This window comes from Kitasatospora sp. NPDC024654 (genome assembly GCF_055559155.1).
In genome coordinates, this window is the sequence record NZ_JBVHLF010000014.1 from 103,576 (window position 1) to 122,541 (window position 18,966).

The following is an 18,966-nucleotide window of genomic DNA, read 5'->3' on the forward strand; positions in this document are numbered from 1 at the left end:
TGGTTGAGATGAATCCCAACCAGCACTGGAATGATCCCCGTGGGGTATCAGTCGGTGTCCGAGGGGTGAGTTGAACCACAGGCACATGCCCCCGCTGGTGGGGGAGCTTTGCCTCCCATAGCCCGGCACTCACGAGTATGTACAGCGGGCCCGTGAGCGGGCGTGCGGTCTGTCGGCCCCGTGCACCAATCCTGGCGGCTGCTGCGGCCCGGAGAAGGGAGTCAGGGCATACGTCACTCGCGCGAGTGAACGGCGCTGCTCAGCCGGGCCGGATCCTCCCTGCGGATCGGCGAGGTCGCCGATTCGGAGGACGGCAGCCTCTGTGTCCGGTCGTACACAGGACGTTTCCCGAATCCGGCCACGGCTGGGTGGTCCTCTGGGATACTCGGGCAGGTGACCACAGCACCGCCGCCGCAGCCCTTCGCCTACCTGAACGCGCCGAAGGCCGAGCTGTACGGTCAGGTGCTGGGTGTGTTCGCGCAGGCCCGGGAGCGGTTCATCGTCCACCTACGTCCGGAGGACGTGGCCGGCGAGCTGCGCCGGGACGCGGCCGCGGACCCGGTCCCGTCGGAGGCGGTCAGTGGGGCGCTGGAGCAGTTGGTGGAGTGGGGCAACCTGCGGGCTGACGCCGACACCGGCCGGGTCACCTCTGTCGAGGACTTCCACCGTGCCAGGTACCTGTACCAGCTCACCCGGCACGGTCAGGCCGCGCTGCGTGCCGTCGCGCTGTACGAGCAGGCCCTCGGCCAGCGGGGGCAGCTGCAGTCGGTGGCTCTCGCGGACATCGCCGAGCAACTCGGGTCGTTGCTGGCGCTGGCCGAGCAGGATGATCCGGATCCGGCCAAGGCGCATCTGCTACTGCTACAGCTCGCCGACCGATTCGGCAGTCTTGCGGACAACGCGCAGGCGTTCATGGCCTCGCTGCGCCGGACCATCGACTTCCAGGACGGCGACGAGGAAGCGTTCATCGCCTACAAGGACCGACTGGTCGAGTACATCGAGCGGTTCATCGCAGACCTGGCGAACCGCGGCGCACAGATCGCCGATTTGATCGGCCGTCTGGACGGTGCCGGCGTGGCCCGCCTCCTGCTGGCAGCGGCCCGGCGTGAGGCCACCGACGCCGTTCCCGCGGGCAGCGCGGACGAGGATGCGGCCGGTCCTGACAGGCAGGCGGCCCTGGCGTCCGCGCTGACCGGATGGGAGAACCGCTGGCGCGGGCTGACCGACTGGTTCCTGAGCCGTTCCAGCCGCCAGCCGTCGCAGGCGAAGCTGCTGCGCGGCGCAGCGGTCAGCGCGATCACCGGTCTGGTCAACACGGTCGCGGCGCTCAACGAGCGGCGCGGCGGCCGTACCGACCGGTCGGCCGACTTCCGGGCCCTGGCCCGGTTCTTCGCCCAGGCACCGGACGATGCCGCGGCGCACCGGCTGTGGCGGGTTGCGTTCGCGCTGACCCCGGCCCGCCATCTGAGCGTGGACGCGGTGACCGAGGCGGCCTGGCAGGAGGCCGACCTCCCCGCGGCCACTCCATGGTGTGAGGCGCCGCCGTTGGAAATCAGTCCGCGGCTGCGTGAGACCGGCTCCTATGAGCGCCGTGGTGCGCCCAACCGGGTCGGCGACCGGTCTGCGGCCCGCCGGGCGCTGGCAGAGCAGGTCGAACGGGAGACGGAGCAGACGGCTGCGGCCAGGGCCGCCCTGGCCACCGACGGGCCGGTCCTGCTCTCCGCCCTCGCGGGTCCGAACGGGCTGGACACCCAGGAGTTCAGGCTCTTCCTCGCCGTCCTGGGCGACGCACTGGCGGCTCGGATACCAGGTGAGAGCGAGTCCTCGGCGATGACCGGAGACGGCACGATGGAGATCCGGCTGAAGCTGGTGGATTCGCAGAAGATGGTGGAGATCCCGACCGTCGACGGGGTCCTGTCCGGTCCCGAGCACGTGGTCGAGATCATCGACCTGGCGCCGGTCGGGGGGCGGCGGTGAACGCCGCGCCGCTGGTCGACGTACAGGCGGAGCGCCGTCGGGCCGCCCGTGCTCTGCTGTCGGCGCCGTTGCTGACCATCGCGGACGAGGACTTCCGGCTGGTGCGCAAGCACGCGGCCGAGCTCGCGGCCTGGTTCACGCAGGAGACTGGCTGGCGGCTGGTGGTCGACGCGGAGACCGCTCGGCTGTTCAAGTCGCCCGCGCGGCTGGACGATGCGACCCGGCCCGCTCGTGCGCCTCGGACCAGGGTGCCGTTCAGTCGGCGGCGGTACGTGCTGCTCTGCCTGGCGCTGGCCGTGTTGGAGCGCGCGGATGCGCAGATCACGCTCGGCCGGCTCGCCGAAGGCGTGCTCACGGCGGCCGGCGATCCGGCGCTGGCGGCGGCCGGGGTCGAGTTCCGGCTGGAGCGCCGTGAGGAGCGCTCCGACCTGGTTGCGGTGGTAAGGCTGTTGCTGGAATGGGGTGTGCTGCACCGGGTGGCGGGCGACGAGGAGGCCTACCTGTCCACTGCCGCCAACGACGTGCTGTACGACGTGCGCCGAAGGGTCCTGGCCGGGCTGCTCGCCACCACGCGCGGGCCGTCCACCGTCACGGCCGTTGACTCGGACCAGCGCCTGCTCGCACTGACCGAGGAAGTCACCCCGGATACCGACGAGTTGCGGCTGCGCTCGCTGCGCCACAGGTTGACCAGGAGGCTGCTCGACGACCCCGTCGTCTACTACGCCGAGCTGCCCGAGGACGAGCGCGCCTACCTGGTCTCCCAGCGGCACGCGATCACCCGGCGGATCGGCGAACTCACCGGGCTGGTGGCGGAGGCGCGGGCGGAGGGGCTCGCCATGGTGGACCCCGAGGACGAACTGACCGACGTGCGGATGCCCGAACAAGGGACCGAGGGCCATGTCACGCTGCTGGTCGCCGCCCACCTCGCCACCGCCGACGGCCCGCGCACACTGGCGGAACTGGTCAAGCTGGTCCGCGAACTCGCCGTCCGCCACTCCGCCTACTGGCGCAAGTCCGCCGCCGAACCGGCGGCCGCGGCCGACCTGTTGGACCAGGCCCTGGACCGCCTCACCGCGCTGGACCTCGCCACCGTCGACGGCGAAACCGTACGCGCCAAGCCCGCCCTGGTCCGCTACGCGCTCGCCGCACCCACCATCCGAAAGGCCCGCCACCGCCCATGACCCTGCCGCAGCCGACCAAGACCCGCTGGCAGCCGCTGCGCGCCGGGCTCGTCGACATCTTCTACTACGACGCCGAGGAGTTCCGCTTCCACGACGGCCGCCTGCTGCTGCGCGGCAACAACGGCACCGGCAAGTCCAAGGTGCTCGCCCTCACCCTGCCGTTCCTGCTCGACGGCGAACTCGCGCCGAACCGGGTCGAGCCGGACGGCGACCGGGCCAAGCGGATGGAGTGGAACCTGCTCCTCGGCGGCAAGCACCCCAACGACGAACGCACCGGCTACACCTGGCTGGAGTTCGGCCGAATCGGCGAGGACGGCACCGCGCAGTACCGGACCGTCGGCTGCGGACTCAAGGCCGTCAAGGGCCGCGGCATCGCCAAGCACTGGTTCTTCACCACCACCCTGCGCATCGGCCCGGACCTGCCGCTGCTCTCCCCGACCCGCGTCCCCTACACCCGTGAGCGCTTGCGGGACGCCCTGCAGGGGCACGGCCTGGTGCACGACACGGCCACGGAGTACCGCCGCGCAGTAGACGAACAACTGTTCGGCCTCGGTCAGGAGCGGTACGAGGCACTGGTCACCCTACTGATCCAGTTGCGCCAGCCGCAGCTCTCGAAGCGGCCCGACGAGAGACTGCTGTCGAAGGCACTGACCGAGTCCCTGCCCCCGCTGGACCCCGCACTGGTCGGCGAGGTCGCCGAGGCGTTCCGCGGCCTGGACGAGGAGCGACAGGCACTGGTGGCGCTCTCCGAGGCGTCCGGAGCCGCCGCGAGCTTCCTCACCCACTACCGCCGGTACGCGCAGGTCGCCGCCAAGCGCCAGGCCGGCGTCCTGCGAGCGGCGCACAGCCGCTACGAGCACTTGGGCCGCGACCTGGGTGAGGCGGAAACGGAACACGCCACCGCCGAGGAGGAGTTGGCTCAGGCCGAGATGGGCCTGGCATCACTGGAGGACGACCGGGCCCGGCTCACGGCCGCACGTGACGCGCTGAACCGCAGCCCCGAAATGGACGCGGCACGAGAGCTGGAGCAGGCCGCCCGCACCGCCGAGACCCTGGACAGGGCCGCACTCGACCGGGTGGCCGCGCGGGAGGCCGCGCAGCGCACCGCCGCCGACTGGAACCGGCGCAGCGCAGCCGCCTTGGCCCAGACAGCGGCGGACCAGGCCGCCCTCGACCAGGCCGACAGCGCCGCCCGCTGCTGCGCTGAGGACGCCGGCCTCGACCACGTCCCGGTGGCCGAGGCCCTGGCCCGCGATCACGCCCCCTATCAGGACACCCGGCGCACGGGGGAACGGGCGGTGGAGCACCGCCGCCACGCCGTCACCGGCCTGACCGAACTGCTCACCGCCGTCGAACGGGCCAACGACCAGGCTCGGGAGGCGCAGACAGAAGCGGGCCGCCGCACCTCGGACCTGGAGGCCGGGCGGGAGCGTGCCGCGCTCGCCGCCGAGGCCGTCGCCGGCCGGGGGGCCGACCTCGTGGCCGACCTCCGAGCCTGGAGCGCGAACGCCGTCGAACTGCGCCTCACGGACCCGGACCAGGCGCTGGCCGCCCTGGAGGTCTGGACCGAGACCCTGGCGGGCCCGAACCCGGTGGCCGAGGCTGCCGCACACGCCCACCGTCAGCACGCCGCCCGACTCACCCGTCAGGAGACCGAACTCGACGCCGAGCGCGACGCCGCCAGACGCGAGCGGCATGCCGCGGACGAGGAGATCAGCCGCCTGGAGTCCGGCGGACACGACGCTCCGTCCGCTCCGCACACCCGCGACCGGCACGGCCGCACCGGCCGGCCAGGTGCGCCACTGTGGCGGGCTGTTGACTTCGCCGACCACGTTCCCGCCGCCGACCGTGCCGGAATCGAGGCTGCCCTGGAAGCCGCCGGCCTGCTCGATGCCTGGCTCACCCCCGACGGCGCCCTGCTCGCCGCCGACACCCACGACGCCGTGCTGCTGCCCGACAGCCCGGCGTCTGGCGCCTCGCTCGCCGCCGTGCTGTGCCCGGCCGTCGACAGGGCCGATCCGACGGCCGCTGCCCTCGGAGACGAGACGGTCGCGGCCGTGCTCGCCTCGATTGCGCTGGGGGCCGACGCGCCGCACCCGAGCTGGGTCGCCGTGGACGGCCGTTACCGGCTCGGTGCGCTGGCGGGGTCCTGGAGCAAGCACGCCGCCCACTTCATCGGCGAGGGCTCCCGCGAGGCCGCGCGCCGTGCCCGGATCGCCGAACTCGCAGACCGCCGGGCCCAGCTCGCCGACACCCTCGCGACCCTGGACGAGCAGCGGGCCGCGGTACGCAATCGCGCCGCCGTGCTCGCGGCCGAGCTGCGCTCCCTGCCCACCGACCAGCCACTACGCGAGGCCCACACCCGCCAGGGCCACGAGGCCGAGGCGGTTCGACGCCTGGCGGAGCGCCAGGAGGATGCACAGCGGCTGGCTGTGGCCAGTCACGAGGAGGCGGCCGAGGCTGCGGTCCGGGCCGAGGAGTACGCCTCGGACACCGGCCTGACCGCGACCCGGGAAGCCCTCGACGCCGTCCGCGAGGCGCTGGCCGGTTACCGCGCCGCCTTGGCCGCCCTGCTACCCGCCGCCACGGCGCGTGCCCGCTCCGCCGCCGACGCCGCCGAGGCCGCCACCGAGGCGGAGACCTCCGCGCAGGCCCTGGCCGACGCCGCCGACGCCGCTGAACAGGCGCGCCGCACGGCGCAGGCGGCGGCCGAACGCCACCGCGTGCTCGGCGAGACCGTCGGTGCGAGCGTTGACGAGCTCTTCCGTCGTCTCGCCGAGACAGACGCCGCCATGGAGCGACGCGACGCCGCCGAGAAGACCACCCGCGCCGCGCGCGACGCGGCCCTGACCGCCCGGGCCCGGGCCGAAGGCCGCCGGTCCGAGATCCGTACCCGGATCACCGAGGCCACCGTTGAGCGGGACCGCGCGGTTGCCGCATTGCGCGCCTTCGCCACCACCGGCCTGCTCGTCACCGCCCTGCCCGAGCTCGTCCTGCCGCCCTCGGACGAGCCGTGGGCCCCGACCCCCGCCGTCGCGCTGGCCAGGGCCATCCACCAGGAACTCGAAACCGTGGACGAGGCCGACCGCCGCTGGGAGCTGGTGCAGCAGCGGATCACCGCCGAGCACAAGCTCCTCACCGACGCGCTCGCCCGTCACGGCCACTCGGTCGGCATGACCCTGCGCGAGGGCGTCATGGTCGTCGACGTCCTCTTCCAAGGCCGCACCCACGACGTCCCGGAACTCGCCACCTCGCTGAGCGAGGAGGTCGAGCAGCGCGGTCGCCTGCTCTCCGCCAAGGAACGCGAACTCCTGGAGAACCACCTGGTGGGTGAGGTGGCAGGAGTCCTCCAGGAGCTCATCGCCGGGGCCGAGGAACAGGTCCAGGCGATGAACCAGGACCTCGCCGACCGCCCCACCTCCACCGGCATGACGCTGCGCCTGCTCTGGCAGCCCGCCAAGGACGCCCCGCAGGGACTCGAAGCCGTTCGCACCCGCCTGCTGCGCCAGTCCTCCGACGCTTGGCGGCCGGCCGACCGCGCCCTGGTGGGGGAGTTCCTCCAGGCCAGGATCGCGAAGGACCGCGAGGAACACCCTGGCGACTCCTGGGCGGACCAGCTCACCCGCGCCCTCGACTACCGGACCTGGCACATGTTCACCATCCAGCGCCGCCAGGACGGCCACTGGAAGCCCGCGACCGGGCCGGCCTCCGGCGGCGAGCGGGTGCTGGCCGCCTCCGTGCCGCTGTTCGCCGCCGCCTCGTCGCACTACTCCTCCGGCAGCCCGCACGCACCCCGCCTGATCGCCCTCGACGAAGCCTTCGCCGGGGTGGACGACGACTCCCGGGCCAAGTGCCTGGGCCTGCTCGCCTCCTTCGACCTCGACGTGGTGATGACCAGCGAACGCGAGTGGGCCTGCTACCCGACCGTCCCCGGGATCGGTATCGCCCAGCTGACCCGCCGCGAGGGCATCGACGCGGTCCTCGTCACCCCCTGGCGCTGGGACGGCCGAAACCGTTCACGCGAACAACGACCGGTGCCGTACGTGCCACACGCAGCGGCGAAGCAGCCGGCCGACGAACAGCCCACCCTGCTCGGAGACGACTGACAGATGGGCTCCGGGACGGCGGAACCGATGGCGGACCTGCCCCGCCTGCGCAGGCTGCTCGGCGGCCCCGATACGGCCTGGGTGGTCGAGCGGGTCCGCGAACGGCTGGCCACCGGGCGCTCGCCGACCGGTACGGCGATACTGGCCACCGCCTCGGCCCAGCAACGCCGCGCGATCGAGCTCCTGCTCGGGCGCCGGCTACGGGCCGGCCGCTCCCTCTCGGTACCGCTCGCCGAGGTCGACAGGGTGCTGCGCGAATCGCTGGCCTGCCCCGACGGGCTGGCGGCCGCCGTCGTCCTGCTCACCGGGCCGGTCACCGACCGGCGGGCCGAGGTACAGGTATCGGCCGAGGCCTGGCGAGCGGCCCACGCTCCACTGGACCCCGCCTGCGACCGGCCCGTCCTGACCGACTGGCGAGCGCAACTGGAGACCTCCGGGCTGCTCAAGCGGCTGTCCGGTTCCGACCCGGGCGTCGCCCGACAGCTGGCCGATCACGCCGCCCGCGTCCTTGCCGAACTGCCTGCCGATCCCGCCACCGCGCTGACCGTGCCCGTCGTCGCCGCCCGCTGCCTGTCCGACGCCCACGCGCTCGACGAGGGACGCCCCTTGACCGCACTCGTCCGCTCCGCCGTCAAGGCGCTCGCCGGCTTGCCGGACGGATCGACCACCGGGGCCGAGGGCCGCCGCAGGCTGTGGGCCGCGGTCGGTGTGGCCGTCGACGACCTATCCTCACGCGTGCTCACCCTCGGCCTGCCCGGTGCGGACCGGCCCGGCACCGGGCGAATGCTCGCGGCTGCACGGGAGGCCGGCGAACCGTGCGTCCTGACCCTGCGCCAACTCGTACGCAGCTGTCGAGACCTCGGGGAGACCGGCCCGCTCGTGCGGGTCTGCGAGAACCCCGCGGTCGTCTCCGCCGCGGCCTCCGCGCTCGGCGCCGTCTGCCCGCCGCTGGTCTGCGTGGAAGGGAACGTCTCGCTGGCTGCCCGCACCCTGCTCGGCCGACTCACCGCCCACGGCAGCCGTCTCGCCTACCACGGGGACTTCGACTGGGGCGGCGTCCGCATCGCCGCCGACGTGCTGAGCCTGCCCGGCGCGGTCCCCTGGCGCTATGACCACGCCGCCTACCTCGCCGCCGTCCGCACCGGACTCGGCACACCGCTGACCACGGGCAGCCCGTCACCGACCCCCTGGGACCCGCCACTGCGCGAGGCCATCGAGCACCACGGCATTCGCGTCGAGGAGGAACTCCTGCTCGACGACCTGTTGTCGGACCTGCACGGGGACCAGAGCCCGTAGGCCGCTTCGGTGCCCCCGGCGCCGATCACACCTGCCGGCCCGTCAGGGCCCTCGGCCTGCGTTGGTCTGCACGGGCTGCTGCGGACGGGTCAGTGCGGGGGCTCGCCGAGGTTGCGCCTGCCGAGAATGCCATCCATGCGGCTCAAGGACTTGGTCGGCGGTTGCGGCAGGATGATCACGTGTTGCTTCGACTGGCATACCTGACTGTCACCAACGCGTTCGCCGTCCTGCGGCTGCTGCCGATGAGCGACCGGGACAAGGCTGTGGAGATCCTCACCCTGCGCCACCAGCTCACTGTCCTTGAGCGGCAGCTCGGTGGGGACAAGGCGAGGTTCGCTCCGGAGGACCGCGTCTTCCTCGCTGCGCTCCTCGCCCCGCTGCCGCGCGAGGTGCTGCGGCGACTGCGGCTTCTGGTCCAACCGGACACCGTGCTGCGCTGGCACCGCGACCTGATGAAGCAGCGTCACGCCCGCGCCTGTCGACCGAAGCGACCAGGTCGTCCGCCCACCGTCCGCTCGATCCGGGTTCCGATCCTGCGTCTGGTTCGGGAGAATCCGGCGTGGGGGTACCGGCGCGTGCACGGCGAGCTCGCCACGCTCGGCATCAAGGTAGCCGCCTCCACCGTCTGGGAGATACTCAAAGTCGAAGGGATCGACCCCGCACCCGACCGCAGCGCCACCACTTGGGCCGACTTCCTACGCTCCCAGGCCGACGCCCTCTTGGCCTGCGACTTCATCGAGACCGTCACCCTGACCGGCCAACCGCAGTACATCCTCGCGGTGATGGAGCACGCCACCCTCCCCCAGCCTTCGGCCGGGAGGTGCCCCCATCGTCCGCATCCTGGGCACCACAGCGCATCCCACCGCCCACTGGGTCGGCCAAGCCGCCCGAAACCTCGTCATGGACATCGAGGACGCCGGAGCCAGCGTCAACTACCTGATTCGCGACCGGGACGCGAAGTTCCCGATGCTCTTCGACCAGATTCTGGGTGACGCCGGCATCCGGATCGTGCTCTCCGGCATCCGCATGCCGCGGATGAACTCCGTCATGGAGCGCTGGGTGCAGACTTGCCGCCATGAGCTGCTGGATCGGACCTTGATCTGGAACGAGCGCCACCTACGCGTCGCCTTGCGAGAGTTCGAGCACCATCACAATGCGCACCGGCCCCATCAGGCCTTGAACCAGGCGGCGCCCCTGCGCGCGGTCCCCGAACCGATGACCGATCCCGGGCGAATCGCCCGTATGGACATACGCCGACACGACCGGCTCGGTGGAGTGATCCGCGAGTACCGACATGCTGCTTGACCTGGGTGGACGAGATATCCGGCAGGCGCAGAGTCCAGGTCCAGCAGGTCCGGGTTCGCCTCGACCCCGGGACCGCCCGAGGCCTCGATCACCTCGTGCGGGCTCGGGGGATCGGGCAGCTCGTAGTTCACGCTGCCGGTGAACTCCTCCGCGGTCATCCGTTCCTCACCGACCAGTGTTTCGGAGGTGAAAGGCATGCCGAACACCTGCTCCGCCACCTCGAGGATGCCACCGGCCGGGCTCCCGGGCCGCCCCTCACCCAGGGTCGCCGAGGTGGCCACCGGGCAGATGGAGCCCAGCGGTTGCCCGGCGCGGGAGGCGCCGACCGCGGTCGCCAACCGCCGCAGCAGCATCGCGACATCGGTGCCCTGCGCGCCGTCGTAGGTGTGGAACTCGTCGAGAACCACGTGGGAGATCTCGGCGCCCTGCCACAGCGGCCGGTCCTCACCGCGCTGCAGCAGCAGGTCGAGCATCTTGTAGTTGGTTGATCAGCACATCCGGCGGGGAGACCCGCATCTCCTCACGTCGCGTCATCACCCGCCGGAAGTCGGTGTCCGGGCGGTCGCCGATGTAGAGACCGGCGGTGACCTGGGCCAGCCCCGGCTGCGCCAGGTACTCCCCGATCCGCCCGGCCTGGTCGGTGGCCAGAGCGTTCATGGGGTACAGCAGCATGGCCTTGACCCCGCGCCGGCCGCGCGCCTTCTCCCGCCGGCAGTGGTCGAGGATCGGGACCAGGAACGACTCGGTCTTGCCGGAGCCGGTCCCCGTCGTCACCAGGGTCGGGCACGCGGGCCCGTGCAAGGTGCTCAGGCGTTCCCAGGCGGTGGCCTGGTGACGGTAGGGCGGGAAGCCGGGGTGCCACTCCAGGTGCCGCTGCCAGCCGTCCTCGGCCGTGTGGAACGGGGTCCGGATCCGCAGGTAGGGCCCGCGGAAGATGCCCGTCTCGGGATGCCCGAGGAACCGCTCCAGCGCGACGCGGGTGTCCTCCTCGGCCAGCGCGTAGGTCGTCGTGAGGTACTGCGTCAGACTGCCGCGCAGCTGCGCGGCGGCCAGGGTCGGCCTCACGGCGGCTCCTTCGGGATGTGATCTTCCGAGACGGAACCAGCCGTATGGTGCGCGACCGACCACTTGGGACCGGAATGCCGCAGTACTTGGGGCATCGGACGCCCGCGGACCGCGGCGGAAGCTCACCGAAAGGCACTCGTCATCGTCGGTGCGCTCCGTAGAGTGGTGGCGACGGATCGTGGGGAAACGGGGGAGCAGTCGCATGACACAGACCGAGCAGCCGTATCCGGTGGCGGACCTGTTGGCGGCGGCACGGGCGGAGATCCTGGCGGAGCGGCGCGCCGACGGCAAGGAGGCGGAGACGGTCCTGCTCTCCGGTGGCCGGCCGGTCTCCGCCGCCCCAGGACGCAGCGAGTACCTCTTCGTCTGCAGGAAGTGGCTCCCGTCGCTGGACGACGGTTCCTCGGTGCTGGTCCGCCCGTTGCGGTCGCGTGGTGTCTGGACGGTCGGGCAGGCCTCCCGGCTGCCCGACGGCACGGTGCGGCTGGTGGTCGCGGAGAGCCTGGGGCAGGAGCCGGGTCAGGTCCAGGTCCGCGCCGACGACTCCGCCGGCATGGCGGCCGTCGCCGAACGCCTCGAGGCGGCGGGCGGGCAGGACAGCCCGGTGCGGGTCGAGAGCGCGGGCTGGCTGGTCGGGCAGGGGAACCCGGTCGTCGCACGGGACCATGACCCCGGGCGGTGGGTGGCCGGCTGGCGCGGGCTGAAGCTCAACGCTCGCCAGCGGCTGGCCGTGGAGCGCGCGCTGGCCAGCCAGGTGCTCTTCCTCTGGGGCCCGCCCGGCACCGGGAAGACGGATGTCGTCGGGCACATCATCGAAGGCAGTTACCGGCAGGGGCTCAACGTCCTGTTCCTGGCACCGACCAAGGTCGCGGTCGACCAGGCACTGGAGCGGGTCTGCGACCTGCTCACCGCCGAGCCGGGCTTCGCCGAAGGTCTGGTGCAGCGTGCCGGGGAGATCGAGGTGCCGTCGCTGCGCGAGCGGTACGGCGAGTACGTCGACACCTCGCGAATCGCGACGCGGATCGCCGTGCAGCTGGACGAGGCGCTCACCGGGGTCTCGCTCTCGCGCGATCGCATGCGGGCCGCGATCGCGCTGCACGACCAGGTGCAGGCCCTGGAGAACCGGATCGCCGCCGCCCGCACCGAGCAGGCCGAAGCCGCCGAGACGGCCACCGCGGACGAACAGGAGGCGTTGCGCGCGGAGGCCGAGGCAGCCCAGCTGCGCCTGGCGATCAGTGAGATCGGCACCCCGGGCGGCCTGTTCGCCAAGCGCAAGGAAGCCCAACTCGAAACACTGCGCGGGAAGTTGATCCAGGCTGCGGCGACGGCCGAGAGCGCGCGGCACAGCGCCGTCCAGGCCGGACAGCGCCGGAACCGGGCCGCCGGCGAGATCGGCGACCTCAGCGGCCCGCTGGCCGCGACCCGAGCCGGGCTCGCCGGCGTCCCGCCGCGTGCGGACCTGGTCCGTGAGGCAGAGGCGCTGCAGAAGCGGGCCGAGGAACTCGACAAGCAGCGCCGGAAGATCCAGGACACCGTGCGCTCCCGCTGCCGCGTGCTGGGGACGACGGTTGCCAAGGCCGTGCAGTCGCGCAAGCTGCTCGACCGCGTGGACGTCGTCGTCATCGACGAGGCGGGCATGGTCAACCTGCCCTCGGCCTGGCTCGCCGCCGGGCTGGCGGAGAAGCGGGTGATCGTCGCCGGGGACTTCCGCCAGCTGCCGGCCGTCACCAAGGGCGCCGGTGACCGCAAGGCCACCGAGGAGGAGCGCGCCCACTCGCGCCTGTGGGCCGCCCGTGACGCCTTCCACGCGGCGGGCTTGGTGGCGGCCTCCGGCTCGGTCCGTGAGGATCCGCGGCTGGTGGCGCTGGACACCCAGTACCGGATGCGCGAGCCGATCTGCCGGGTCGTCAACGCGGTCGCCTACCCCGACTCCCCGCTCGCCACCGGCCGCGACGATCGGAGCCGCGTCCCCGTCAACCCGCTGGTCGAGGCGCCGGTCATCCTGGTCGACACCTCGCGGCAGCGGATCGCTGGGCCCGACCACAAGTCGAACACGGTGAACGAGGCCGTGGTGCACGAACTCGTCCGCGGGCTCCAGTACGAGGGGGTGCTGCCGGGGCGCAAGTGGGACGCCGCCTCGATACCCGCGGGGCAGCGGGCGACGGATCGGCTGGCCGTCATCGCGCCGTACCGGGCGCAGGTGCAGGCGCTGAAGGGAAGTCTGAAGTACCGCTTCGGGGAGGAGTACGAGGGCCTGGTCGACACGATCCACCGCTTCCAGGGCAGTCAGCGTCCGATCGTGGTCTTCGACACGGCCGTCGGGGCGGGAAAGGACCCCGGCTTCTTCTACACCGGCACGGGACTCTCCTCCGACACCTGCCGGCTGCTCAACGTCGCGCTCAGCCGCGCCCAGGACCACCTGATCGTGGTCGCCGACGTCGAGCACCTGCGCAGCCACCTCGCCCCGCACAGCGAGGCCCGCGTCATGCTCGACCATCTGGAGCGCCACGCCCAGGTGATGTCGGCCGACCAGCTGGTGCCGGTCCGGGAGGCGGCCCAGCTCTCCGCCCTGTCGGAGGAGGAGCTGGCGCGGCCGGCCTTCTTCCCGGCCGACGAGGTCGACAAGGCGGTGGAGTGGGACGTCACCCGGGCGACCGGCAGCATCGAGGTGTACTGCCCGTTCCTCGACCCGCAGCCCGTGCAGCGGTGGTCCGTGCTGTTCGGCGAGCGGGTGGCGACGGGCGTGCGGGTGGTGGTTCACACCCGGGCGCCGGAGGAGCAGCGCGACGACGCGGGGGTGGACCGGCACCGGAACCAGATCGAGCAACTGCGGTCGGTGGGCTGCGAGGTGGACTTCCGCGAGCGGATGCACGAGAAGGTGCTCATCCTGGACGGTGCGGTGCTCTGGCACGGCTCGCTCAACCTGCTGGCGAACAGCGGGCCGACGGACCTGATGATGCGGTTCACGGATCCGGACTCGTGCCGGCGGGTGAGCAAGGTGATGGAGCGGGCGCGGAAGGAGAAGGCGGCCTGGAACCCGCGGAGCGACGGCGGGCGGGCGGGCAGGGCCAGCGCTCCGGTGGCGCCCTCGGGTGACGCCGTGCGACCGGGCCGGGCCAAAGCCCCGGCGACGCCGTCGGGTGACGCCGTGCGACCGGGAGCCGTGGTCGGCGGCCGGCTCTACCTGGACGTCCCGTTCGCCGACAAGGAGGAGGCCAAGCAGCAGCTCCGCGCCCGCTGGGACGGCGCCAAGCGGCTCTGGTACGTCGACGCGGCGCGGGTCACCCGGGAGCAGGCCGCCCGCTGGCTGCCGTGAGCGACGGGCCCGACGACTGTATGTGACCGAGGCTAGTTCGGCTTGCACCCCGACGCGATGGGCCGGACGGCCCCGCCCGGATGTCCGGCGGCCCCAAGCGGCAGGGAGTCGACCGCTCAGCGCGACCTTGGCGCGGATGCTCCTCATGCGCTGCGATCGGTGACGGGAAGCCGTGCGCGGGCGATGCGGGAGATGTCGTCGACGGTGACGATGCCGACCAGTTGGCCGCTGTCCAGTACGAGGATCGGCGGTCGCGCGGTCGCGAGGTCCAGGACGTCGACGAGATCGTCCCCAGGCGCGGCGACCGCGCATCGCGCGAGTGGCGTGGCGATGTCGCGGACGCGGATCTCGGCCCTCGGCATCGGTCTGGCCACCCAGACGCTGCCCGCCTGCTGCCACACCCGTCTGGCACGTGGCGAGGACAGCGAGTGGATCCGCGAGCGGTTCACCGCCGCGTGTGCCGAGTTCGGGACCGCGGTGACCGATCAGGGCGGGCGGCTGACGATCGACTGGAGGTGACGGACGTGGAGAGCACCCTGGCAGGAGAGTCCGTGCCGCGCAGACCGGGTGTCCTGCCCGCCGGGTCGTCGGCGGAGGTCACCGCGCGTCTCCGGCGGCGGTACGGATCACCCGGCCGCTGAGTTCGGTCGGCTTGATCCGGATCCACAGGTCCCGCTCGCCGCCCGCCCAAGGGGACGGGGTGTCCCGCTCCTTCAGGTGGGCCAGGGCCGGCCGGTCATCTATCCGGTTCGCGGTGCCGACGGCCAGCACGCTCCAGCCGGTGCGCAGCGCCTCGTCGATCCGGTCGACCTCGAGGGCGACGCGGTTGCCGACAGCGGCGGCCAGAGGGCCGTCGTCGGCTGTGCGGAAGATCAGTGTGCCGTCCAGGACCCAGTAGTTGACCGGGAGGATGACGGGGCCCGCCGCCGTGCTGAGAGCCACCCGGCCGACCCCGTCGGTGGACAGCCTGGCCCAGCACTCGGCCCGTGTCAGCTGGTCCAGCACCGGGTGTGCGGCGGCGCGCTCGCGGCCGGGCGGCAGGTCGAGTCCGCCGCCCAGCAGCTGGTCGGCCGTCGTGTCCAGCGCGGCGGCCAGCCTGACCAGCGTGCCCCTGCCGACGTCGGCGGGCGAGGTCTCCAGGTACTCCAGGTACGACACTGCCGTGCCGGCCCGGGCCGCGGTCTGCGCCCGGCTGAGCCCCAGCTGTTCGCGGCGCAGCGCGACGCGGCGGCCGACGTCGCCGGGGTTGCTCGGTCTGCCGTGGCCCGGGCCTTCGCCGGTGGGCTCCGTGGACACGGTCTGTTCGTTCCGCCCGGTCTTCGAGGAGGCGTTCGGTCGGTCGGATGGGTTGGGAGGGCGCTTTCCCGGGGCTTGGCGGGTGAAATGGTGCAGGTGGGTGTCCGGACCGGGGAAGAACGTGGTGGTGTGCCCGGTGTCCGACCACAGGACGTCCCACGGCGGGTCACCGTCCGCGTGGTGCAGCGCGATCACGCGTCCGTCGCGGCGCGCTGTGCCCGGGCGGGTGCCCTCCACGGTGACTCGGTCTCCGACGGCGGCTTTCATCGCGGCCTCCCTGCGGGATGTTCGGTAGGTCGGGCGGTAGGTCTTCCCGTTCTGGTTCCCAGCACAACAGAGCCGGGCCATCCTCGCCAGGGCCGATCGGACCGTAAGAGGTGCGCTGTGGCGGCCGTAGCGGACCGCGTGGCCGGAGGGATCACCGGATCGTCGACACAGCCGGGCGGCCGGCGGGGGACCGGGGGAGCGGGTCGGGCCGGTGCTCGTGGGGCCACAGGTTCGGGGCGTGGGGGCTTGCCATCGGGGCGGCGGAAGACGTAGCCGCAGTTCGGGCCGTGTCGTCAGGTCGATGACTCGCCGAACCCCGTGGGGGACTGGTAGTCGGTCAGGTCGATGATCTCTTCGACCGGTCGGCGGGGGGTGGTTGGTCCGGGTGGGCCGTAGCCGAGGCGCAGTACCAGTTGGACATGATCGGGCGGTCCTTCGGGGTCGCGTAGGCGCCAGCGGGTCTCGGGCCATTCGACGGCTTGGTGGAGCACCGAGGCCCGGAGGCCGTGGACGGTGGCGAGCAGCCAGACGTGCTCCAGTGCCTGTCCGGTGCGCAGCCAGTCCTGGGGGTGGTCGGTGCGGGTGCTCAGCAGGCAGAGCTGGGGCAGCGCCTCGAAGTGCCGGGGGACGAGTGTGGGGGCATCGGGGCGGCCGGCCGTGAAGTCGCGCATCGGGATCCGGGCGTCGCGGTCCTGCGGGCCCAGGGCGGTGGCCGGGATGCCGTCGGAGGCGGGGGCTTCCAGGCGCAGCCAGCTGCGGGTCTCCGCCTGGCGGGCGAGATCGGTGGCAGTGCGCTGCTCGGCCTCGGCGGTCACTGCGAGGACGCGCAGAATCCCGTCCTCCTCGAGCAGCGAGAGCAGCACGTCCTCGTGGTGGGCGGCTTCGATCAGTTCGCCGAGGACGGCCTCGGGTATGTCGCGGTTGGTGAACGGTTGGCGGCTGGAGTGGCGCTGCTGGATCGCGGGGTAGAGGTGGTGCCCGAAGGGGTGCCGTGCGGCGGGCTCGCTGAGGTCGATCTCGGCGAGCAGATGTGGGTCGGCCGGGTCGGGGAGGAGCCGTACGGCTGCGGCTCGTCCGAGCCGGCCGGCGGCGACCCGCAGGTTGAACACGGCCGCGCCGACGGACACGTGTAGGGCTCGGCCCAGCGGGTCGGTGATGGCGATGGCCCGCTGGGGGTCGCCGAAGACCAGCACCCCCCGCGCGTCCGGGGTGGGTCGCAAGCGCCAGGGCTGGCTGTTGTGTACCGATGGCGCCGCGCCCGCGGCAGCGGCCAGCAGGTACAGCTGATCGAGAGCGATAGCCGGCTCGGCCATGACCGATCATCCTTCCGTCACCAGAACGCCCCTCCGGCTCGGTGGCGTTTCACATCCATGCTGCTCCCCACCACGGTCCGGTGCTATGTCCCGAGCACAGGCCGGGCGAGCGGGGCCCCTGGGGCTCAACATCGCGTACGAGGCGGGCGACCGGTATGTTGCCGCCGGACGCGGCAACCACGCCGCCCTGCGCTGCGTCGCAGTCGACCGGCAGGTCACCAACCACGGCGTGAGCGACCAGCGAGGACGCGGCTTCTTCTTCCCCAAGCGCTCCATGATGGACATCATCCTTCCGGGGTCGAAGCGGGCCGCGGTCACCGCTCGCTCGCGGGCGCTCCGGGAACGACGACCACGGGACAGGTGGCCAGGTGGGTCAGCGTGCGGCTGGTCGAGCCGAGCAGGAGGCCGCGGAAGCCCCCGAGCCCGCGGGACCCCACGGTCAGGCACTGCGCGTGGGTCGCGGCCCGGACGAGTTCGGCCGCCGGGTGGCCGGTACGGACCTCCAGGCGGACCGGAACGTCGGGGAAGCGTTCGCACCAGCCGGCCAGTTCCTCGGAGAGGACGAGGCGGGATTCCTCGGTGGGTTCGGGGGCGTGGTCCTCTCGGTGCCTGCGGACCTCGACCGCCACGAGTTCGGCGTGGCGCAGTGCGGCGTCCTGGAAGGCGAAGGCGACGGCGGCAGCGGAGCAGGCGGAGCCGTCGACGCCGACGACGACTGGCCCCGCGGTCGAAGCATCGGGCTCCGGCTCGGCGGTGAGCACGACGGCGACCGGGCAGGCTGGGTGTCCGGCCAGCGAGGTGCCGATACTGCCGAAACGCAGCGCGTCCTCCAGGTGGGTCGGCCGTCGGCCGCCGACGACGAGCAGCTTCGCGTGGTCGGCAGCCTGCCGCAGGGCACGTGCGGCCCGGCCCTCGACGAGAGCCGTGGTGATCTCCAGGTTCGGGTGCCGTTCGGTCGCGAGCAAGCGGGCGGTGTCGAGGACGGCTTCCCCGGCGGCTCGGAAGGTGAGGCTCCACCGGTGGGAGGGGTGGTCGGGGGCGAGGTGCGGTCCGGTGCCGGTGGGCCAGTCCTGGGCGTGGACCAGGTGAAGCGGGAGATGACGCCAGGCGGCTTCGTCCGCCGCCCAGAGCACCGCCTTGCGGCTGCCCGGCGAGCGGGTCACGCCCGCGATCACCGGGGGACGGGTGTCGGAGACAACCATGGCTGCACCTCATTTTCGCGCGGGGCCGGTTGCTTTCAGCATTGCTCGCCGGCGCGGACCCGTCCGATGGCCGACCCGCCCCGGCCAGTGGGCCGTTCGGCCTTGCCGAGAGGGAGTATCGGGTCACTGCCCGGGGCCACCTCCGCGGCAGGCTGGTAGCGGGGCGTCACGGTACGGAGAGTGACCCACATGCGGTCCACCAGCGGAATCATGAACCGGATCCCGGGCTCCCGAACTCCTACAGTGCCCTGGGGTACGCGTTCCGTGAGGCTGGTGCCCGTGAGGCGGAGCTGCAGGTGGTCCGTGCCTGGGGTATGCCCACGGGCCCGGCGATGCCTGCGGACGTGGAGGAGACCCGCGACCGGCACCGAGAGGAACTGGCCCGCCGGGTGCACGGGCTCCGGTCGCGGTATCCCGGCCTGAAGATTGAGGAACGGCTGGCCCGTGAGGCGCCCGCGCCGGCGCTGATACGCGCCTCGGAGCGTGCCGACCTCGTCATGGTCGGCTCCCGTGGCAAGGGCGGCTTCCACGGTCTGGCGCTCGGCTCGACCGGCCAGAAACTCCTCGACTGCGCTTTCTGCCCCGTCGCCGTCGTCCGCCCGACACCCGAACCGACCGTCAGCTGAGCGTCGGAGGGCAACC

11 protein-coding genes and 2 pseudogenes are annotated in these 18,966 nt (G+C 72.6%); 7 read left to right on the forward strand and 6 right to left on the reverse strand.

The genetic code is table 11. The features are described from left to right. Positions 1-393 precede the first annotated feature (393 nt). From ACZ38L_RS11755 to ACZ38L_RS11770, 4 genes are read left to right on the forward strand one after another with little or no spacing between them, the layout of a single operon-like run. Positions 394-1,977: a TIGR02677 family protein gene (locus ACZ38L_RS11755; protein WP_465691715.1), complete on the forward strand. Its 1,584-nt coding sequence runs from the start codon at positions 394-396 to the stop codon at positions 1,975-1,977. After that, the gene (locus tag ACZ38L_RS11760; protein WP_465691717.1) at positions 1,974-3,158 is read left to right on the forward strand and encodes a TIGR02678 family protein; all 1,185 of its coding nucleotides are present in this window, start codon (positions 1,974-1,976) and stop codon (positions 3,156-3,158) included. The genes ACZ38L_RS11755 and ACZ38L_RS11760 overlap by 4 nt, the downstream gene beginning before the upstream one ends. Continuing rightward, positions 3,155-7,264: a TIGR02680 family protein gene (locus tag ACZ38L_RS11765; protein ID WP_465691719.1), complete on the forward strand. Its 4,110-nt coding sequence runs from the start codon at positions 3,155-3,157 to the stop codon at positions 7,262-7,264. Before ACZ38L_RS11760 ends, ACZ38L_RS11765 begins: the two co-directional genes overlap by 4 nt. 27 nt (positions 7,265-7,291) lie before the next feature. After that, complete coding sequence (locus tag ACZ38L_RS11770; protein ID WP_465691721.1) at positions 7,292-8,560, forward strand: TIGR02679 family protein; 1,269 nt, start codon at positions 7,292-7,294, stop codon at positions 8,558-8,560. 89 nt (positions 8,561-8,649) lie between these two features. On the opposite strand, the gene ACZ38L_RS11775 is transcribed toward ACZ38L_RS11770, so the two are convergent. After that, complete coding sequence (locus ACZ38L_RS11775) at positions 8,650-9,027, reverse strand: hypothetical protein (protein ID WP_465691778.1); 378 nt, start codon at positions 9,025-9,027, stop codon at positions 8,650-8,652. Between ACZ38L_RS11775 and ACZ38L_RS11780 the strand changes: the two are divergent. Next, a pseudogene (locus tag ACZ38L_RS11780) lies at positions 8,950-9,865 on the forward strand (integrase core domain-containing protein). The gene ACZ38L_RS11775 and the pseudogene ACZ38L_RS11780 overlap by 78 nt on opposite strands. Here ACZ38L_RS11780 and ACZ38L_RS11785 read toward each other — a convergent pair. Next, positions 9,838-10,930, reverse strand: a pseudogene (locus ACZ38L_RS11785) (DEAD/DEAH box helicase); the annotation flags it as partial. The pseudogenes ACZ38L_RS11780 and ACZ38L_RS11785 overlap by 28 nt on opposite strands. A 202-nt stretch (positions 10,931-11,132) precedes the next feature. Here ACZ38L_RS11785 and ACZ38L_RS11790 point away from each other — a divergent pair. Next, on the forward strand, positions 11,133-14,246 hold the full coding sequence (locus tag ACZ38L_RS11790) for an AAA domain-containing protein (protein ID WP_465691723.1): 3,114 nt from the start codon (positions 11,133-11,135) through the stop codon (positions 14,244-14,246). Between the two features lie 143 nt (positions 14,247-14,389). Here ACZ38L_RS11790 and ACZ38L_RS11795 read toward each other — a convergent pair whose 3' ends face one another. The 4 genes from ACZ38L_RS11795 to ACZ38L_RS11810 form a co-directional block, all read right to left on the reverse strand. Then, positions 14,390-14,608 (reverse strand): hypothetical protein, encoded by a 219-nt coding sequence (locus ACZ38L_RS11795; RefSeq protein ID WP_465691725.1) that lies wholly within the window; start codon positions 14,606-14,608, stop codon positions 14,390-14,392. Between the two features lie 235 nt (positions 14,609-14,843). Next, positions 14,844-15,809: a pyridoxamine 5'-phosphate oxidase family protein gene (locus tag ACZ38L_RS11800; protein WP_465691727.1), complete on the reverse strand. Its 966-nt coding sequence runs from the start codon at positions 15,807-15,809 to the stop codon at positions 14,844-14,846. Positions 15,810-16,102: 293 nt separating this feature from the next. Next, positions 16,103-17,122, reverse strand: a complete 1,020-nt coding sequence (locus ACZ38L_RS11805) for an Acg family FMN-binding oxidoreductase (protein ID WP_465691729.1) — start codon at positions 17,120-17,122, stop codon at positions 16,103-16,105. A gap of 314 nt (positions 17,123-17,436) precedes the next feature. Continuing rightward, on the reverse strand, positions 17,437-18,324 hold the full coding sequence (locus tag ACZ38L_RS11810; RefSeq protein ID WP_465691731.1) for a universal stress protein: 888 nt from the start codon (positions 18,322-18,324) through the stop codon (positions 17,437-17,439). Positions 18,325-18,365: 41 nt separating this feature from the next. Here ACZ38L_RS11810 and ACZ38L_RS11815 point away from each other — a divergent pair, with 41 nt between their 5' ends. Continuing rightward, complete coding sequence (locus ACZ38L_RS11815; RefSeq protein ID WP_465691733.1) at positions 18,366-18,950, forward strand: universal stress protein; 585 nt, start codon at positions 18,366-18,368, stop codon at positions 18,948-18,950. Positions 18,951-18,966: the final 16 nt, after the last annotated feature.

Excerpts from the sequence above, each read along its gene's own strand:
- ACZ38L_RS11765 (WP_465691719.1), top strand. The coding sequence starts at position 3,155 with ATGACCCTGCCGCAGCCGACCAAGACCCGCTGGCAGCCGCTGCGCGCC.
- ACZ38L_RS11770 (WP_465691721.1), top strand. The coding sequence starts at position 7,292 with ATGGCGGACCTGCCCCGCCTGCGCAGGCTGCTCGGCGGCCCCGATACG.
- ACZ38L_RS11790 (WP_465691723.1), top strand. The coding sequence starts at position 11,133 with ATGACACAGACCGAGCAGCCGTATCCGGTGGCGGACCTGTTGGCGGCG.
- ACZ38L_RS11795 (WP_465691725.1), bottom strand. The coding sequence starts at position 14,608 with ATGCCGAGGGCCGAGATCCGCGTCCGCGACATCGCCACGCCACTCGCG.
- ACZ38L_RS11800 (WP_465691727.1), bottom strand. The coding sequence starts at position 15,809 with ATGAAAGCCGCCGTCGGAGACCGAGTCACCGTGGAGGGCACCCGCCCG.
- ACZ38L_RS11805 (WP_465691729.1), bottom strand. The coding sequence starts at position 17,122 with ATGGCCGAGCCGGCTATCGCTCTCGATCAGCTGTACCTGCTGGCCGCT.
- ACZ38L_RS11810 (WP_465691731.1), bottom strand. The coding sequence starts at position 18,324 with ATGGTTGTCTCCGACACCCGTCCCCCGGTGATCGCGGGCGTGACCCGC.